Origin of the sequence: Mesorhizobium sp. M1396 (assembly GCF_040317725.1) — a bacterium.
GTDB lineage: Bacteria > Pseudomonadota > Alphaproteobacteria > Rhizobiales > Rhizobiaceae > Mesorhizobium.
Window position 1 is genome coordinate 73,203 of sequence record NZ_JAMYLA010000020.1, and the last position, 12,894, is coordinate 86,096.

At 63.6% G+C, this 12,894-nt stretch carries 11 protein-coding genes and 1 pseudogene; 6 read left to right on the top strand and 6 right to left on the bottom strand.

Annotation, left to right across the window (positions count from 1 at the left end):
* Nucleotides 1-5: 5 nt before the first annotated feature.
* Complete coding sequence (locus tag NKH02_RS15555) at nt 6-722, top strand: glutamine amidotransferase (RefSeq protein ID WP_352866222.1); 717 nt, start codon at nt 6-8, stop codon at nt 720-722.
* 6 nt (nt 723-728) lie between these two features.
* Here the strand turns inward: NKH02_RS15555 and NKH02_RS15560 are convergent, their stop codons facing one another.
* The 6 genes and pseudogenes from NKH02_RS15560 to gnd form a co-directional block, all read right to left on the bottom strand.
* Nucleotides 729-1,967: an MFS transporter gene (locus NKH02_RS15560; protein WP_352879850.1), complete on the bottom strand. Its 1,239-nt coding sequence runs from the start codon at nt 1,965-1,967 to the stop codon at nt 729-731.
* 223 nt (nt 1,968-2,190) lie between these two features.
* Nucleotides 2,191-3,291 carry an aminotransferase class I/II-fold pyridoxal phosphate-dependent enzyme gene (locus NKH02_RS15565; protein WP_352879852.1) on the bottom strand — a complete coding sequence of 367 codons (1,101 nt, stop codon included), beginning with the start codon at nt 3,289-3,291 and terminating at the stop codon, nt 2,191-2,193.
* Nucleotides 3,292-3,484: 193 nt separating this feature from the next.
* Nucleotides 3,485-3,946, bottom strand: coding sequence for a Ros/MucR family transcriptional regulator (locus tag NKH02_RS15570; protein ID WP_352866216.1), 462 nt, complete (start codon nt 3,944-3,946; stop codon nt 3,485-3,487).
* Between the two features lie 215 nt (nt 3,947-4,161).
* Nucleotides 4,162-4,624, bottom strand: a pseudogene (locus NKH02_RS15575) (hypothetical protein).
* A 12-nt stretch (nt 4,625-4,636) separates the two neighbouring features.
* Entirely contained in the window at nt 4,637-6,013 is a 1,377-nt protein-coding gene (gene zwf / locus NKH02_RS15580) for a glucose-6-phosphate dehydrogenase (protein ID WP_352879854.1), read from the bottom strand.
* Between the two features lie 20 nt (nt 6,014-6,033).
* A complete protein-coding gene (gene gnd, locus NKH02_RS15585; protein ID WP_352879856.1) occupies nt 6,034-7,041 on the bottom strand; it encodes a phosphogluconate dehydrogenase (NAD(+)-dependent, decarboxylating) in 1,008 nt (335 codons plus the stop codon).
* Nucleotides 7,042-7,455: 414 nt separating this feature from the next.
* Between gnd and NKH02_RS15590 the strand changes: the two genes are divergently transcribed.
* The 5 genes from NKH02_RS15590 to NKH02_RS15610 all read left to right on the top strand — a co-directional run bounded on the left by NKH02_RS15590 (nt 7,456) and on the right by NKH02_RS15610 (nt 12,874).
* Entirely contained in the window at nt 7,456-8,742 is a 1,287-nt protein-coding gene (locus tag NKH02_RS15590; RefSeq protein ID WP_352879858.1) for a sensor histidine kinase, read from the top strand.
* Complete coding sequence (locus NKH02_RS15595) at nt 8,742-9,467, top strand: response regulator (protein WP_352879859.1); 726 nt, start codon at nt 8,742-8,744, stop codon at nt 9,465-9,467. The genes NKH02_RS15590 and NKH02_RS15595 overlap by 1 nt, the downstream gene beginning before the upstream one ends.
* Before the next feature lie 182 nt (nt 9,468-9,649).
* Nucleotides 9,650-10,618 (top strand): YihY/virulence factor BrkB family protein, encoded by a 969-nt coding sequence (locus tag NKH02_RS15600; RefSeq protein ID WP_502913817.1) that lies wholly within the window; start codon nt 9,650-9,652, stop codon nt 10,616-10,618.
* Nucleotides 10,619-10,872: 254 nt separating this feature from the next.
* Complete coding sequence (locus NKH02_RS15605) at nt 10,873-11,763, top strand: SMP-30/gluconolactonase/LRE family protein (RefSeq protein WP_352879861.1); 891 nt, start codon at nt 10,873-10,875, stop codon at nt 11,761-11,763.
* Nucleotides 11,764-11,860: 97 nt separating this feature from the next.
* The gene (locus NKH02_RS15610; RefSeq protein ID WP_352879863.1) at nt 11,861-12,874 is read left to right on the top strand and encodes an ABC transporter substrate-binding protein; all 1,014 of its coding nucleotides are present in this window, start codon (nt 11,861-11,863) and stop codon (nt 12,872-12,874) included.
* The last annotated feature ends 20 nt before the right edge of the window (nt 12,875-12,894 follow it).

The following is a 12,894-nucleotide window of genomic DNA, read 5'->3' on the forward strand; positions in this document are numbered from 1 at the left end:
TTCCCATGCCGCGCCAAACGAGTTCGAAGCCAAAGATCCTGATCGTGCTGCATCAGGAGAATTCGAGCCCCGGACGCGTCGGCCACATGCTATTGGAAGAGGGTTTTGACCTCGACGTCCGACGTCCGCCGCTGGGCGACACTTTGCCGGACACGCTGGACGGCCACGCCGGCACGGTGGTGTTCGGCGGGCCGATGAGTGCCAATGACGAGGATGAATTCGTCCGCCGCGAGACCAGTTGGCTGGAAATACCGCTGAGGGAGAACCGGCCGTGCCTCGGCATTTGCCTTGGCGCGCAGATGCTGGTCAATCATCTCGGCGGCAAGGTCGAGGGTCACGGCGAAGGGCTGGTCGAGATCGGATGGTACCCGCTGAAGGCGACCGAAGCCGGCAGGGAGCTGATGCATTGGCCGGAGATGGTCTATCAGTTTCACCGTGAGGGCTTTTCGCTGCCCAGGGACGCGACGCTGCTGGCGACGGCCGAGACCTATCCCAACCAGGCCTTCCGCTATGGTGACAATGCCTGGGGCATCCAGTTCCATGGCGAGCTGACCAGGGTGATGATGCAGCGCTGGGTGGTGCGCGGCGCGCATCGCTTCGAGCTGCCGGGCGCGCAGCCCGGCCGCGATCATCTCGGCGGCCGGCTGATCTGGGACATGCATCTCAAGCGATGGCTGGACGAGTTCCTGCGGCTGATTTTCGGCAAGCCGGCCGCTCGATAAGGCGGGTCAATTGCGCCCGCTGAGGTGGCGCACCTTGCGCAGTTGCGGGAACAGCACCATCCACAATCCGGCGACGGCAATCGCACCGACGCCGCCGACCACGACAGCCGGTACCGTGCCGATCAGTGCCGCCATCGTGCCGGCGCGGAATTCGCCGACCTCGTTGGAAGCTCCGACGAAGACCTGGTTGACGGCGTTGACGCGACCACGCACATGATCGGGCGTCCACAGCTGGATCAGGGTCTCCCGGATGTAAACGCTGAACATGTCGGTGGCGCCAAGGAAGGCGAGGGCGACGATCGACAGCCAGGTGATAGTCGACAGGCCGAACAGCACGGTAAAGGCGCCGAACGCGGCGACAAAGCCGAGCATGATCGTGCCGGCGTGGTTGCGGATCGGATGGCCGGCCAGCCAGATGGCGACGCAGATGGCGCCGACGCCCGGTGCCGAGCGCAGAAGGCCGAGACCCCAGGGGCCGAGCTGGAGGATGTCGCGCGCGTAGACAGGCAGCAGCGCCGAGGCGCCGGACAGGAGCACGGCGAACAGATCGAGCGAGATGGCGCCCAGCACGATCTTCTCGCTCCAGATGTAGCTGAATCCCCCGAAAAGGTTCTGCATCGTCGGCTTTTCGGTCTCCGTGCGTTGCGACGGCTTCGGGATGGTGAAGATCAGCAGCCCGGACACGAGCATCAGGACGGCGGCCGTGCCGTAGGCCACTTCCGGCGACACGCCGTAGAGCAGGCCGCCAGCAACCGGTCCGACGATGGTCGCCGTCTGCCAGGCCGATGAATTCCAGGCGATGGCATTCGCGAAATCCTCAGGCGGCACCAGATTGGCGAACAGGGAGGCGGAGGCCGGACCGAAGAAGGCGCGGGCGACGCCAAACATGGCAAGTACGGCGAAGATCGGCAGCGGTCCGCTGATGCCGCGCAGCGTCAGAAGAAGCAGCGTCAGCGCGCAGATCGCTTCCAGCACCACCGCCAGCGCCATGATCAGCCGCCGCCCGAAGCGGTCGGCGACGACGCCGGTGACCAGCACCAGCAGCAGCGAAGGCAGGAACTGGACGATGCCGACCAGGCCGAGATCGAGCGGGTTCCGGGTCAGGTCGTACATCTGCCAGCCGACAGCGACGGACACGATCATGGTGGCGAAGGTCGTGAGGAAACGCGCCGCCCAATAGCTCAGGAAGGAGCGATGGCGGAACGCGGCATAGCGCTGGTCGGGCAATATCTGTTCGGTTGTCATGGATTTAAGAGGCCCGTTGCGATGGCATTGGAGCGACGTGCGTCCAATTGGACGCACAAAATACGCTCCAACACTTGTTAGCTTTCGCATCGTGGCGGGGCACTTCCACGATGGGCGCTGGTCCGGCTGGCGGAACTGTTTGCCCAGATTCGATGCGGATATGCGTTAAAATCGGTGATGGATCAAGGAATTTTCAACCTGCTCCATCGATCGCATGGGGAGCTTACTGCTTCAGCGCGGCGGAGATTGCGTCGAGGCCGCCGCGTAGTTCGGCTTCCGTCGGCCAGCCAAAGCCGATGCGGAAGAAGCGCTTCTCCATCTCGAACCAGTGGCCGGGCCCGACATACGTGCCGTGGTTCTCGAGCAGGTTCACATAGAACCGGTCGAGGTCGAAGCCGGGATCGACATTCAGGCGGGGGAAACCGACGACACCACCTTCGGGCCGCACCCAGTCTACCAGTGGCTCGCGGTCGATCCAGGCCTGGACGATGTCGCGGCGCTTCGCCATTTCGGGCAGCAGCGTCGCCAGGAAGATATCCCGGCGCTCAAGCATGCCGCGCGCGACGGCTTCGTCGATGACGCTGCCACAGATGCCGATCTGCTCCTTGGCGGCGAGGAACTTTTCCTGAAGCTCCGCATCCCTGGTGATCAGCCAGCCGATGCGGATCCCGGGAATGCCGAAGGACTTGGACAGTGACGAGACGCTGATCGCCTTCCGGCTCAGCGATGCCGCCGACGGCAGCCGCTTGCCATAGGAGAGGTCGCGGTAGGTCTCGTCGACCAGCAGATGGCAATTGCTGCTTTCGGCGAGCGCCACCAGTGCATCGAGCCCGGTCCGGTTCATCATCGTGCCGGTCGGGTTGTGCGGGCAGGTAACGCTGATCAGCCTGGTGTTCGGCTGCATTGCCGCCTTGACGCGCTCGACCTCGATGGCGAAGCCTTCCTCGAAGGCCAGGTCGACAAAGCCGATGGCGCAGCCGATCGCCCTTGGGGTTTCGATGTTGGTGGCGTAGTTGGGCCTGATGACGACGAGATGGTCGTTCGCCGACAGAAGCGAGGTCGAGATGATGAAGAGCGCGCCTGCGGCACCGGCGGTGACCAGGACATCATCAGGCGAGATGCCGGCGTCCTGCGCCGCAATCAGCGCGCGCAGCTCCTTGTCGCCGCGATGCTCACCATAGAAAAGCGTGAGATCAGGCAGCGACAGGCCGATGTCGGAGAGCTTCTGGTCGGCGATCGAACTTTCGGAGAGATTGTAGCGAATACGGTCGTAGCCGTACTCTTCCGGCGCCTCTTTCTCGATCACCATCCGGGTGTAGTTCATGACTTCCCCCTCAAAGAACCCGTCCGGTTCATCCAAGCCATAAAAACATGAAGCCTGCCAAGGCGATTCGCCGGCAGGCTTCAATCAATCTATTGGCTCAGCGCCGAATTCGGTCCTTGCCTCAGGAGGTCGTTGTCCCAAACCGTTGGACACCCTCGGTCAAGCCCGAGGGCATGCTCTTGGGGGACATGCCTCAGGCTGAAACCTTGGCCTTCCTGCCCTTGACAGGTGCCTTCACGGGGGCGGCCTTGCGGCCGAGACCGATCGATTTCGCCAGCAGCGAGCGCGAGGCGGCATAGTTGGGGGCGACCATCGGATAGTCCGACGGCAAGCCCCATTTGGCGCGGTAGGCGTCCGGCGTCAGGCCGAAATGCACGCCGAGGTGACGCTTCAGCGATTTGAACTTCTTGCCGTCTTCGAGGCAGATGATGTAATCGGGCGTCACCGACTTCTTGGGGTTGACCGCCGGGACCAGCGGAGCAGCCAATGGGGCCACCGGCTTGCCGAGCCCGCTTATCGAGGCGCTGACGCTGGCGATGAGGTCGGGCAAGCCGGAGGCGGGCAAGCGGTTCTTCTCGACGTAAGCGGACACGATGTGAGCGGTAAGCTCGAGCAGGTCGATGTCTTTACGGGCGCTGTTGCTATCGTCGGTCACTCTATCTCTCCGTCTAAAGCGAATGACCTGAAAATCGGATTCGATTCCCGGAAAGGATCATGCGCAAAATCAAAATGCTAAAGCGTCCTTTGTGCATCCACGGGACGGGCAGCGTTGTTGTGGCGCGGAATTCCTAGTCGGGGAATCTGCGCAATGCAATGACTTGGCGTCATATCACACGTTATTTTGAACAACTATATTAAACAATAACAATATCAGACTATCAGCGCCTTGTCGCGCCACAATCGAAATCCGCCCTCGAAGGGCGCGTGTGTTGTCGCCGCGCCTGGAGTCGGCGGGCAATTCATCGAGCTTGTCGACATTGCCGCCGCCAAATGACGGCATAGTCAGGCTGCATCGCGGCACGGAGCCGGTCGACGACGTCGAAGACATATCGGCGCCATTTCTTCTTGCCGCGCTTTACCAGGCCGCGTTCGCCGACCGGGCCCGGGATAGCCCCATCGAGATGACGTCATAGGACAGGCCCCCGGCGAGTTCTTGACCGCATCGATCATCTGCCGAGGCGTCAGGTCCGGCCCGGAGCCGGCGCGGCGCTCCTCGCCGCCGGCGCTTGGTGAGGATCTTGACGTGCGAGCCGCCAATATCGATCGAAAGCACGATCTTTTCAGGGCCTGACTTCTCAGGACCCGATGCCGGTTGTTTCACCGCCTTGGCCATCATGTCACCCTCTCACTTTACCGGATCGATCCAGCCGTTGGGCGGCCCGAACCCGGCCATGACGTCCGCGGGACCCCATGTGCCCGGCTCGTAGAGATGCGGTGGCGTGGTGTCGCCAAGCACCGGGCCGACGATGCGCCAGGCCAGTTCGCTGGCATCCTGGCGGGTGAACAACTGACCGTTGCCGTTCATGGCATCGCCGATCAACCGCTCATAGGGCGGCATGTCGCCCTTACTGTCGTCGAGCGCCGTCAACTCAACCTGCTCGCCGATCATGTCGTCGCCCGGCGCCTTGCGCTGGGCGCCGATGGCGATCACCACTTGCGGATCGATACGGAAGCGGACGTAGTTCTGGTCAGCGGGCTTGATCGGGTCGAAGACGTCGAGCGGCGGCCGCTTCAGCCGCACCACCACTTCGGTGACATGCACCGGCATGTTCTTGCCGGCGCGGATGAAGAACGGCACGTCCTGCCAGCGCCAGGTGTCGACGAAGAAACGCACCGCCGCGAAGGTCTCGACCGGCGAGTTCGGCGCCACGCCCGGTTCAGTAAGATAGCCGGTGAACTGGCCGCGCACGACATCGTCCCTGGTCAGCGTGCGGATGGCGCGCAGCACCTGCACCTTCTCATCGATCAGGTCGTCGGCGGAGCGGCCGACGGGCGGCTCCATGGCAAGCAGCAACAGGATGTTGAGCAGATGGTTCTCGATAACGTCCCTGATGCAGCCGACATCGTCATAGAAGCGACCGCGCCCTTCCACGCCGAAATCCTCGGCCATGGTGATCTGCACGCTCTCGACGAAATTGCGGTTCCAGATCGGCTCGAGGAAGGAATTGGCGAAGCGGAAATAGAGCAGGTTCTGGATCGCTTCCTTGCCGAGATAGTGGTCGATGCGGAAAATCGACTGTTCGTCGAACACCAGATGCAGGACCCGGTTCAGCCAGCGCGCCGATTGCAGGTCGTGGCCGAAAGGCTTTTCCACCATCAGCCGCGCGCCCTGGGCCGTGCCCGATTGCTCCAGCCCCTGGACGACGATCTCGAACATGGTCGGCGGCACCGCCATGTAGTGCAGCGGCCGCTGCGCCGTGCCGAGCGCGCTTTTCAGCTTCTCGAAGGTCGCTCCATCGCGGTAGTCGCCGCTGACATAGCGCAGTTGCGAGGCGAACTGTGCGAACACCTTCTCGTCGATCTTGCCGAGCGCATTGACGATGCCGTCGCGGGCACGGGCCTGCAATTGCTTGATGTCCCAGGCGTCGAAGGCGACGCCGATCACCGGCTCGGTGAGCGTGCCCTTGGCGACCATCTGATAAAGCGCTGGAAATATCTTCTTGTGGGCGAGGTCGCCGGTCGCTCCGAAAAGCACCAGCGTGTCGGAGCGTTCCTGGCTCATGCGCGTCTCCCCCGCCGCCATCACTTGCCGGCCTTTTCGACATGGCCGCCAAAGGCATAGCGCATTGCGGACAACAGCTTGTCGGCGAATTCGGATTCGCCTTGTGAGGAGAAGCGGTCGAACAGCGCCGAGGACAGCACCGGCGCCGGCACGCCGGTGTCGATCGCCGCCTTCAGCGTCCAGCGGCCTTCGCCGGAATCCGAGACGCGGCCGCCGAAATTCGCCAGGCCCGGATCGCTCTTCAGCGCGCCGGCCGTCAGGTCGAGCAGCCAGGAGCCGATGACGCTGCCATGCCGCCAGACCTCGGCCACCTGGGCAAGGTCGATGTCGAACTGGTAGTATTGCGGGTTTTCCAACGGGCTGGTCTCGGCGTCCGCCGTTCGTTGCCGCTTGCCGGCATTGGCCGACTTCAGGATGTTCATGCCTTCGGCATAGGCGGCCATGACGCCATATTCGATGCCGTTGTGCACCATCTTGACGAAGTGGCCGGCGCCGCTCGGTCCGCAATGCAGATAGCCAAAGGCCGCGGTCCCGGCATCCTTGGGCGGATTGGAGCCGGCGTCGGCGCCCGGCGCCAGCGTGGCGAAGACCGAATCGAGATGTTGCACCGCCACATCGGGACCGCCGATCATCAGGCAGTAGCCACGCTCCAGTCCCCAGACACCGCCGCTGGTGCCGACATCGACAAGATGGATACCCTTGCCAGCCAGCTTCGCGGCCTGGTCGACGGCGTCGTGATAGTAGGAATTGCCGCCGTCGATGAGGATGTCGCCGGGCTCCATCAGCGCCGCCACCTGATCGATGATCCTGCCGGTGATGGCCGCCGGCAGCATCAGCCACACACAACGCGGCTTGGCGAGCTTGCCGACGAATTCTTCCAGTGAGGCCGCCCCTAGCGCGCCGTCGGTCACCAGAGCCGCGACGCTGGTGGGATTGATGTCGTAGACGACGCATTCATGGCCGTCGCGCATCAGGCGCCGGACCATGTTGGCGCCCATCCGGCCCAGTCCCATCATTCCGATCTGCATGGTGTCGTCCCTGTTTCCTAAGAGATTTGCGGGGTTTATCGAGGAAGGATCGCCTGGCTATTCCTGGGCGCCCGATATGACGGAGAAGTCGACATTCTCCCAATCGCCGGTCCCGGGCCAGAAAAAAGTGAAGATCAGCGTGCTTCCCTGCGGGAGGCTGGCCAAGTGACGTTTCGACGCCACTCGTGGCGCTCGGCGTCCATCGTGCCGGAATTCCCGGGGCGCCGGAGCAATGGTTGGCGTCCAAGTCACTGGCATTCTGTGTCGGTCTCCTGACCCGTCTCCCTAGACCAGGACGCGAAACCTTTTCAATCACCGCACCGCAAGTTGATCGGGCTCCGCCAGCCCAGCCGTCGTTGACAGCGGTGCCGGCATGCGTCCACTATTTCCCTGCACGGGAGGATCGTGAAAGCCATGCCGGAGGTGTCCCTGGTCCTGATCGACCGGCTGTTGGCGATTTCGCGGGCGCTTGCCGGCCATATCGATCCCGGCACGGCGTTCCGCGCGACAGCAATCGAGATCGGCTCGCTCATTCCGCACGACCACATGGATCTGGCGGTGCTGTCGCACGACGGCCGCCGCCACGCCTGTTATGAAGCCGGCTTCCACACCAGCTGGAGCGAGCTTGCCCAGCATCCGCTGCCGACCGAAGTCAGCCCGATACGCTCCGTGCTGTGGGGCGAGGTGCCCTATCTGCTCGCCGATGATGCGCTGCGCGACGAGCGCTTCCATTTCGCCACCGCCATCGATGGGCCGATCTTCGCCGCCCGATTGCGCAGCCGCATCGTCGTGCCGCTCAGGGCACGCGGCGGCATCATCGGCGCGCTCAACATCAGCCGGCATGAGATCGATTGCTACACGCTTGCCGATGTCGCCGTTGCCCAGCAATGCGCGGATCTGATCGCGCCCTATATCTTCGCGCTGATCCAGACCGAGGAGGCGCGCCGTGCGATGCTGGCCGAGAGCGAGGCGCGCAACCGCGTCGAACTGCTGCGGGTCGGCGCCTCGCAATTGACCGAAGGCATGGAGCGCGAACGCCGGCGCATGGCCATGGACCTGCACGACCAGACGCTCGCCGACCTCGCCCGGATCGCGCGCCAACTTTCGGCGTTGCGTGGCCAGGGCGTGGCGCGGGCGGCGCAGCTTGCCGATCTCGAGCAGGAGGTCGCCGGTTGCCTGACGGAACTGCGCCACATCGTCGACGACATGCGGCCGAGCGTGCTCGAACTGTTCGGCCTGCGCGACGCGGTCGAGGCGCATCTCAACCGCAGCGTCGCCAGAGCCAAGCCTCCGATCGCCGTGCGCATCGCCGACACCAGCGACGGCGGCGCCGACAGCCTGCCCGAGCCTGTCCGCACCGCGCTCTACCGGATCGTGCAGGAAGCGATCAACAATGCCGTTCGCCATGCCGCGCCGCACCGCATCGATGTGCTGCTGGCGTCGACAACCAGCGTGCTTCGGGTCATCGTCACCGATGACGGCCAGGGATGCGGCTCTGTCGATCCGGCGGCCCATGGCGGCATCGGCCATATGCACACGCGGGCCGCCCTTATCGGGGCACGGCTGCGAATCGGCCAAGCCGGCCGCAAGAGCGGCGGCACGCGTGTCGTCGTCGAGATCGACCGCCAGCCGTTGCCAGAGTTGGCCATGACGGCGGCTGCAACAATACCCGGCGAGCTCGCCGTGTCGGAGGCCATGTGATGCTTGTGATGATCGCCGAGAATGACGGGCTGCACCGCACCTTCGCGCGCCGGACCGTCGAGCAATTGTGGCCCGGCGACGTCGAGGTGATCGAAGCGAGCGACGGCGAGGACGCCATCAACCTGGCGGCCGAGCGTGAGCCGCCGCATGTCGTGCTCGACCTGCAGATGCCGAAGGCGACCGGGATCGAGGTCGCCAGGGCGATCTGGAACCGCCGCGCCGGCACGCACATCCTGTTTTGGTCCAATTTCGCCGACGAGGCCTATGTGCGCGGCGTGGCGCGTATCGTGCCGCCCGGTTCGGTCTATGGCTATGTGCTCAAATCGGCGACGGAGGAAGGCATGCGCTCTGCCTTGCGCGGCGTTTTCCGCGATGGCCACTGCATCATCGACCGCGAGATACGTGGCATCCAGCACCGCGTGCAGGATAGGTTCGAGGGCATCACGGACGGCGAATATGAAAGCCTGATCGACATCGCGCTCGGCCTGACCGACCGGGCGATCGCGGCACGCCGCGGCCTGTCGATCCGCGGCGCGCAGAGCCGCATCAAGCATGTCTACGACAAGCTCGGCATCGTGCCGGCGGAGGACGGCGCCAGCGATGCTTCCGTGTTCAACTCTCGGACGCGGGCGATCTATCTCGCGATGGCGCGCGGCCTGATCAACATCGACGCGCTGCGCCGCGAGCAGGGCCGGCTCGACGCCTGGCTGGCGGGGCAAGAGTAGGCCTTCCCCTACACGCCTCACCTCACGGCTGGGAGTCCGCACCAGATTCCGATCCAATTCCTGAACCAGCGGCGCGCCAGACCGGAACATCGGAAGGTCTGGCGCATTGCTAATGAACGCCGTTCCAACCCACTGCCCGCGGACCCGAAGTGCGACCCTCAATCACAAATTCGTGGCACTTGGTGCGTGAAAGCGTAGCCGGCTTCATCAACGACAATGCTCTTAGTCATGGTGCCGCGATGGCTTTCTATACCGCCACCTCGCTGGCGCCGATTTTGCTGATCGTGGTTGCTGTCGCCGGTCTCGTCTTCGGTCATGATGCCGCACAATTGGCTTTGTCGGCCCAGATCTCCGGACTGATGGGGCCGGAAAGCGCCGATCTCCTCCAGGCTGCGCTGGAAAGTGCATCCAGCAAGCTGTACGGGACCTGGGCCGCGGTCATCGGGCTCGTCACCTTGTTGGTGGCCGCGTCTGGCGTCTTTGGCGAAATGCAGCAGTCGTTGAACGCAATCTGGAAGGTTGAAGCACAGGGCAACTCCTTGTCGCGTCTGGTGCGGGCACGAGCCGCCAGTCTGGGGTTGGTGGCCGCGCTCGGGTTCCTGTTGCTGGTCTCTCTCATAGCAAGCGCCGCGATTTCGGCGCTGAGCGATTTTATCAACGTCCATCTGCCGTTCGGAACGATCATACTCGGCGTGATCAACGCCGTCGTTTCGTTTGCCCTGATCTCCCTGATGTTCGCCGCCATTTACAAAGTTTTGCCCGATCGAACCCTGGAATGGCGCGATGTAAGGATCGGTGCTGTTGTGACAGCTGCCCTGTTCACGTTGGGAAAATCGCTGATCGGCTGGTATATCGGAACCAGCGCGATTGCGTCCTCGTATGGCGCCGCCGGTGGACTGCTCGTCATACTGCTCTGGGTTTACTACTCATCGGAAATCTTCCTTCTCGGCGCCGAGTTCACGCGCGCCTATTCAGTTAGGCACGGCAGCAGGTCCGATCTGAAGGCCTTGGTTGACAGTGCTTTACCCGCGCGGCGCGACGCGTTTCGCGCAGGGCAAAAGTCCAACTCTGCTGGCGTAGTCGCGCTCGTGGCGGTGGCGTGCGCGAGCGCAACATTGACCGCGTTTTTGCTGGGTGTTCGCCGGTCCTAGTCCGACGTCGCCGCGTCGCAACCCGATGCGACAAGGTGTTCGCCAATTTTATCGGGCTTATCGCCGCTATCACTACGCCGCAATTGGGCTCTGCGCGACTGTGCAAACGCACAGTCGGCCGTGCGCTTTGACCCGTATCGCCATGCCGGCACCGCAACTACGCTCGACCCATAAAAAGACCATATCGGGAGAGCGCTCATGTCATTCGTCACCATGCGGGTTCGCACGACTGTCGGCGCCGCCGGGAGCCAGTGATGTCGGTTTCGGCGCGCGCCCGCCATTCCGGCTTCGACGACGTCGTTGGCGATGCAGCGATCGAAACGCTGGCGAGCGGCTTCGGCTTCCTCGAAGGGCCGGCCTGGCACCCCTACGAGAAATGGCTGGTCTTCTCGGACATTCCGGAAAGCCGCATGTACCGCCGTGGCGTGGCGGGCGAGATCGAGCTGTTCCGCGAGCCGAGCCACAAGGCCAACGGCAACACGTTGGACCGCCACGGGCGGCTGGTCACCTGTGAGCACGCGACGAGCCGCGTGACCCGCGCCGAGGCCAACGGCAGCGTGACGGTGCTTGCCACACACCACCAGGGCAAGCAGCTCAACAGCCCGAACGACATTGTTATTGCCACTGGCGGATCGATCTATTTCACCGATCCGGGCTATGGCCGGGTGGAGTTCTATGGCGTGCCACGCCCTCAGGAACTGCCGTTCCAAGGTGTCTACCGCGTCGATGGGGACGGCGCACAACTGACATTGCTGGCCGACGATTTCGTCCAGCCGAACGGGCTTTGCTTCTCGCTGGACGAGTCGCGGCTGTTCATCAACGACACCGAACGCGGACACATCAGGGTGTTCGGCGTCGAAGCCAATGGCGATCTCAATGGCGGCGCGGTGTGGGCGGTGACCGAGGGCGAGGGGCCGGGAGCGCCCGACGGCATGAAGATCGACAGCCGCGGCAATCTTTACTGCACCGGGCCCGGCGGCATCCATGTCTTTGACGCGTCGGGCGCCATTCTTGGCGTCATCCGGACGCCCGAAGATTGCGCGAATTTTACCTTCGGCGACGACGACCTTCAAAGCCTCTACATTACCGCGTCGACGTCATTGTACCGGCTCCGGGTGCGCGTGCCGGGATTGAGACTGTTTTGAGCCCGCGATAATTCGTGCTCAAATCAGAGTTGGGAGTGAGGCCGGGGTCAAAGCCGGCGGGAATTGCAGCAGTCAACACATCTGGGAGGATTACGACATGAAGAAACTGTTCGTTCTGGGCGCTCTGGCGGCAATGCTTGCCTCGGGCACGGCGCTGGCCGACACCAGTGGCAAGAAGATCGCCTTTTCCAACAACTATGCCGGCAATTCCTGGCGGCAGGCCATGCTCGACAGCTATGGCATCGTCACCAAGAAGGCGGTCGCCGACAAGATCGTCGGCGCGGCCGACATCTTCACCACCGCCGACAAGGAAGTGCCGACGCAGGCGGCGCAGGTGCAGAACCTGATCCTGCAGGGCTATGACGCGATCGTCATCAACGCCGCCTCGCCGGATGCGCTCAACGGCGCCATCAAGCAGGCCTGCGACGCCGGCATTGTCGTCGTCTCCTTCGACGGCACCGTCACCGAACCTTGCGCCTACCGCGTCGTCGTCGACTTCAAGGACATGGGCAAGCAGGAAGTCGAGCAGATGGCCAAGTTCCAGCCCAAGGGCGGCAACCTGCTGGAAATCCGCGGCCTCGCCGGCACCTCGATCGACGATGCCATCCATGCCGGCATCCTTGAAGGCGTCGCCGCCCATCCCGAGTTCAAGATCGTTGGTTCGGTGACCGGCGACTGGGATCAGACGACGGCGCAGAAGGCGGTGGCGACCATCCTGCCGTCGCTGCCCGAGATCGTCGGCATCGTCGACCAGGGCGGTGACGGCTATGGCGCGGCACAGGCCTTCGCCGCCGCCGGCAAGCCGCGCCCGACCATCATCATGGGCAATCGGCAGGACGAGCTGCAGTGGTGGAAGGAACAGAAGGACAAGGACGGCTACCAGACGTGGTCGGCATCGATCGCGCCCGGCGTCTCGTCACTCGCCTTCTGGGTGGCGCAGCAGGTGCTCGACGGCCGCAAGGATATTCCGCACGATCTGCTGGTGCCGTATCTGGCCTTCACCCAAGACGATTTCGAGGCCGAGCTGCCGAAGATCCCCAAGGGTGGCGTTGCCAGCCACGAATACACGCAGGAAGATGCAATCGCGGCCATCAAAGCCAACATCAAGTGAGCATCACGGCAGCGTTGCCG

Excerpts from the sequence above, each read along its gene's own strand:
- NKH02_RS15555 (WP_352866222.1), top strand. The coding sequence starts at position 6 with ATGCCGCGCCAAACGAGTTCGAAGCCAAAGATCCTGATCGTGCTGCAT.
- NKH02_RS15560 (WP_352879850.1), bottom strand. The coding sequence starts at position 1,967 with ATGACAACCGAACAGATATTGCCCGACCAGCGCTATGCCGCGTTCCGC.
- NKH02_RS15565 (WP_352879852.1), bottom strand. The coding sequence starts at position 3,291 with ATGAACTACACCCGGATGGTGATCGAGAAAGAGGCGCCGGAAGAGTAC.
- zwf (WP_352879854.1), bottom strand. The coding sequence starts at position 6,013 with ATGAGCCAGGAACGCTCCGACACGCTGGTGCTTTTCGGAGCGACCGGC.
- gnd (WP_352879856.1), bottom strand. The coding sequence starts at position 7,041 with ATGCAGATCGGAATGATGGGACTGGGCCGGATGGGCGCCAACATGGTC.
- NKH02_RS15590 (WP_352879858.1), top strand. The coding sequence starts at position 7,456 with ATGCCGGAGGTGTCCCTGGTCCTGATCGACCGGCTGTTGGCGATTTCG.
- NKH02_RS15595 (WP_352879859.1), top strand. The coding sequence starts at position 8,742 with ATGCTTGTGATGATCGCCGAGAATGACGGGCTGCACCGCACCTTCGCG.
- NKH02_RS15605 (WP_352879861.1), top strand. The coding sequence starts at position 10,873 with ATGTCGGTTTCGGCGCGCGCCCGCCATTCCGGCTTCGACGACGTCGTT.
- NKH02_RS15610 (WP_352879863.1), top strand. The coding sequence starts at position 11,861 with ATGAAGAAACTGTTCGTTCTGGGCGCTCTGGCGGCAATGCTTGCCTCG.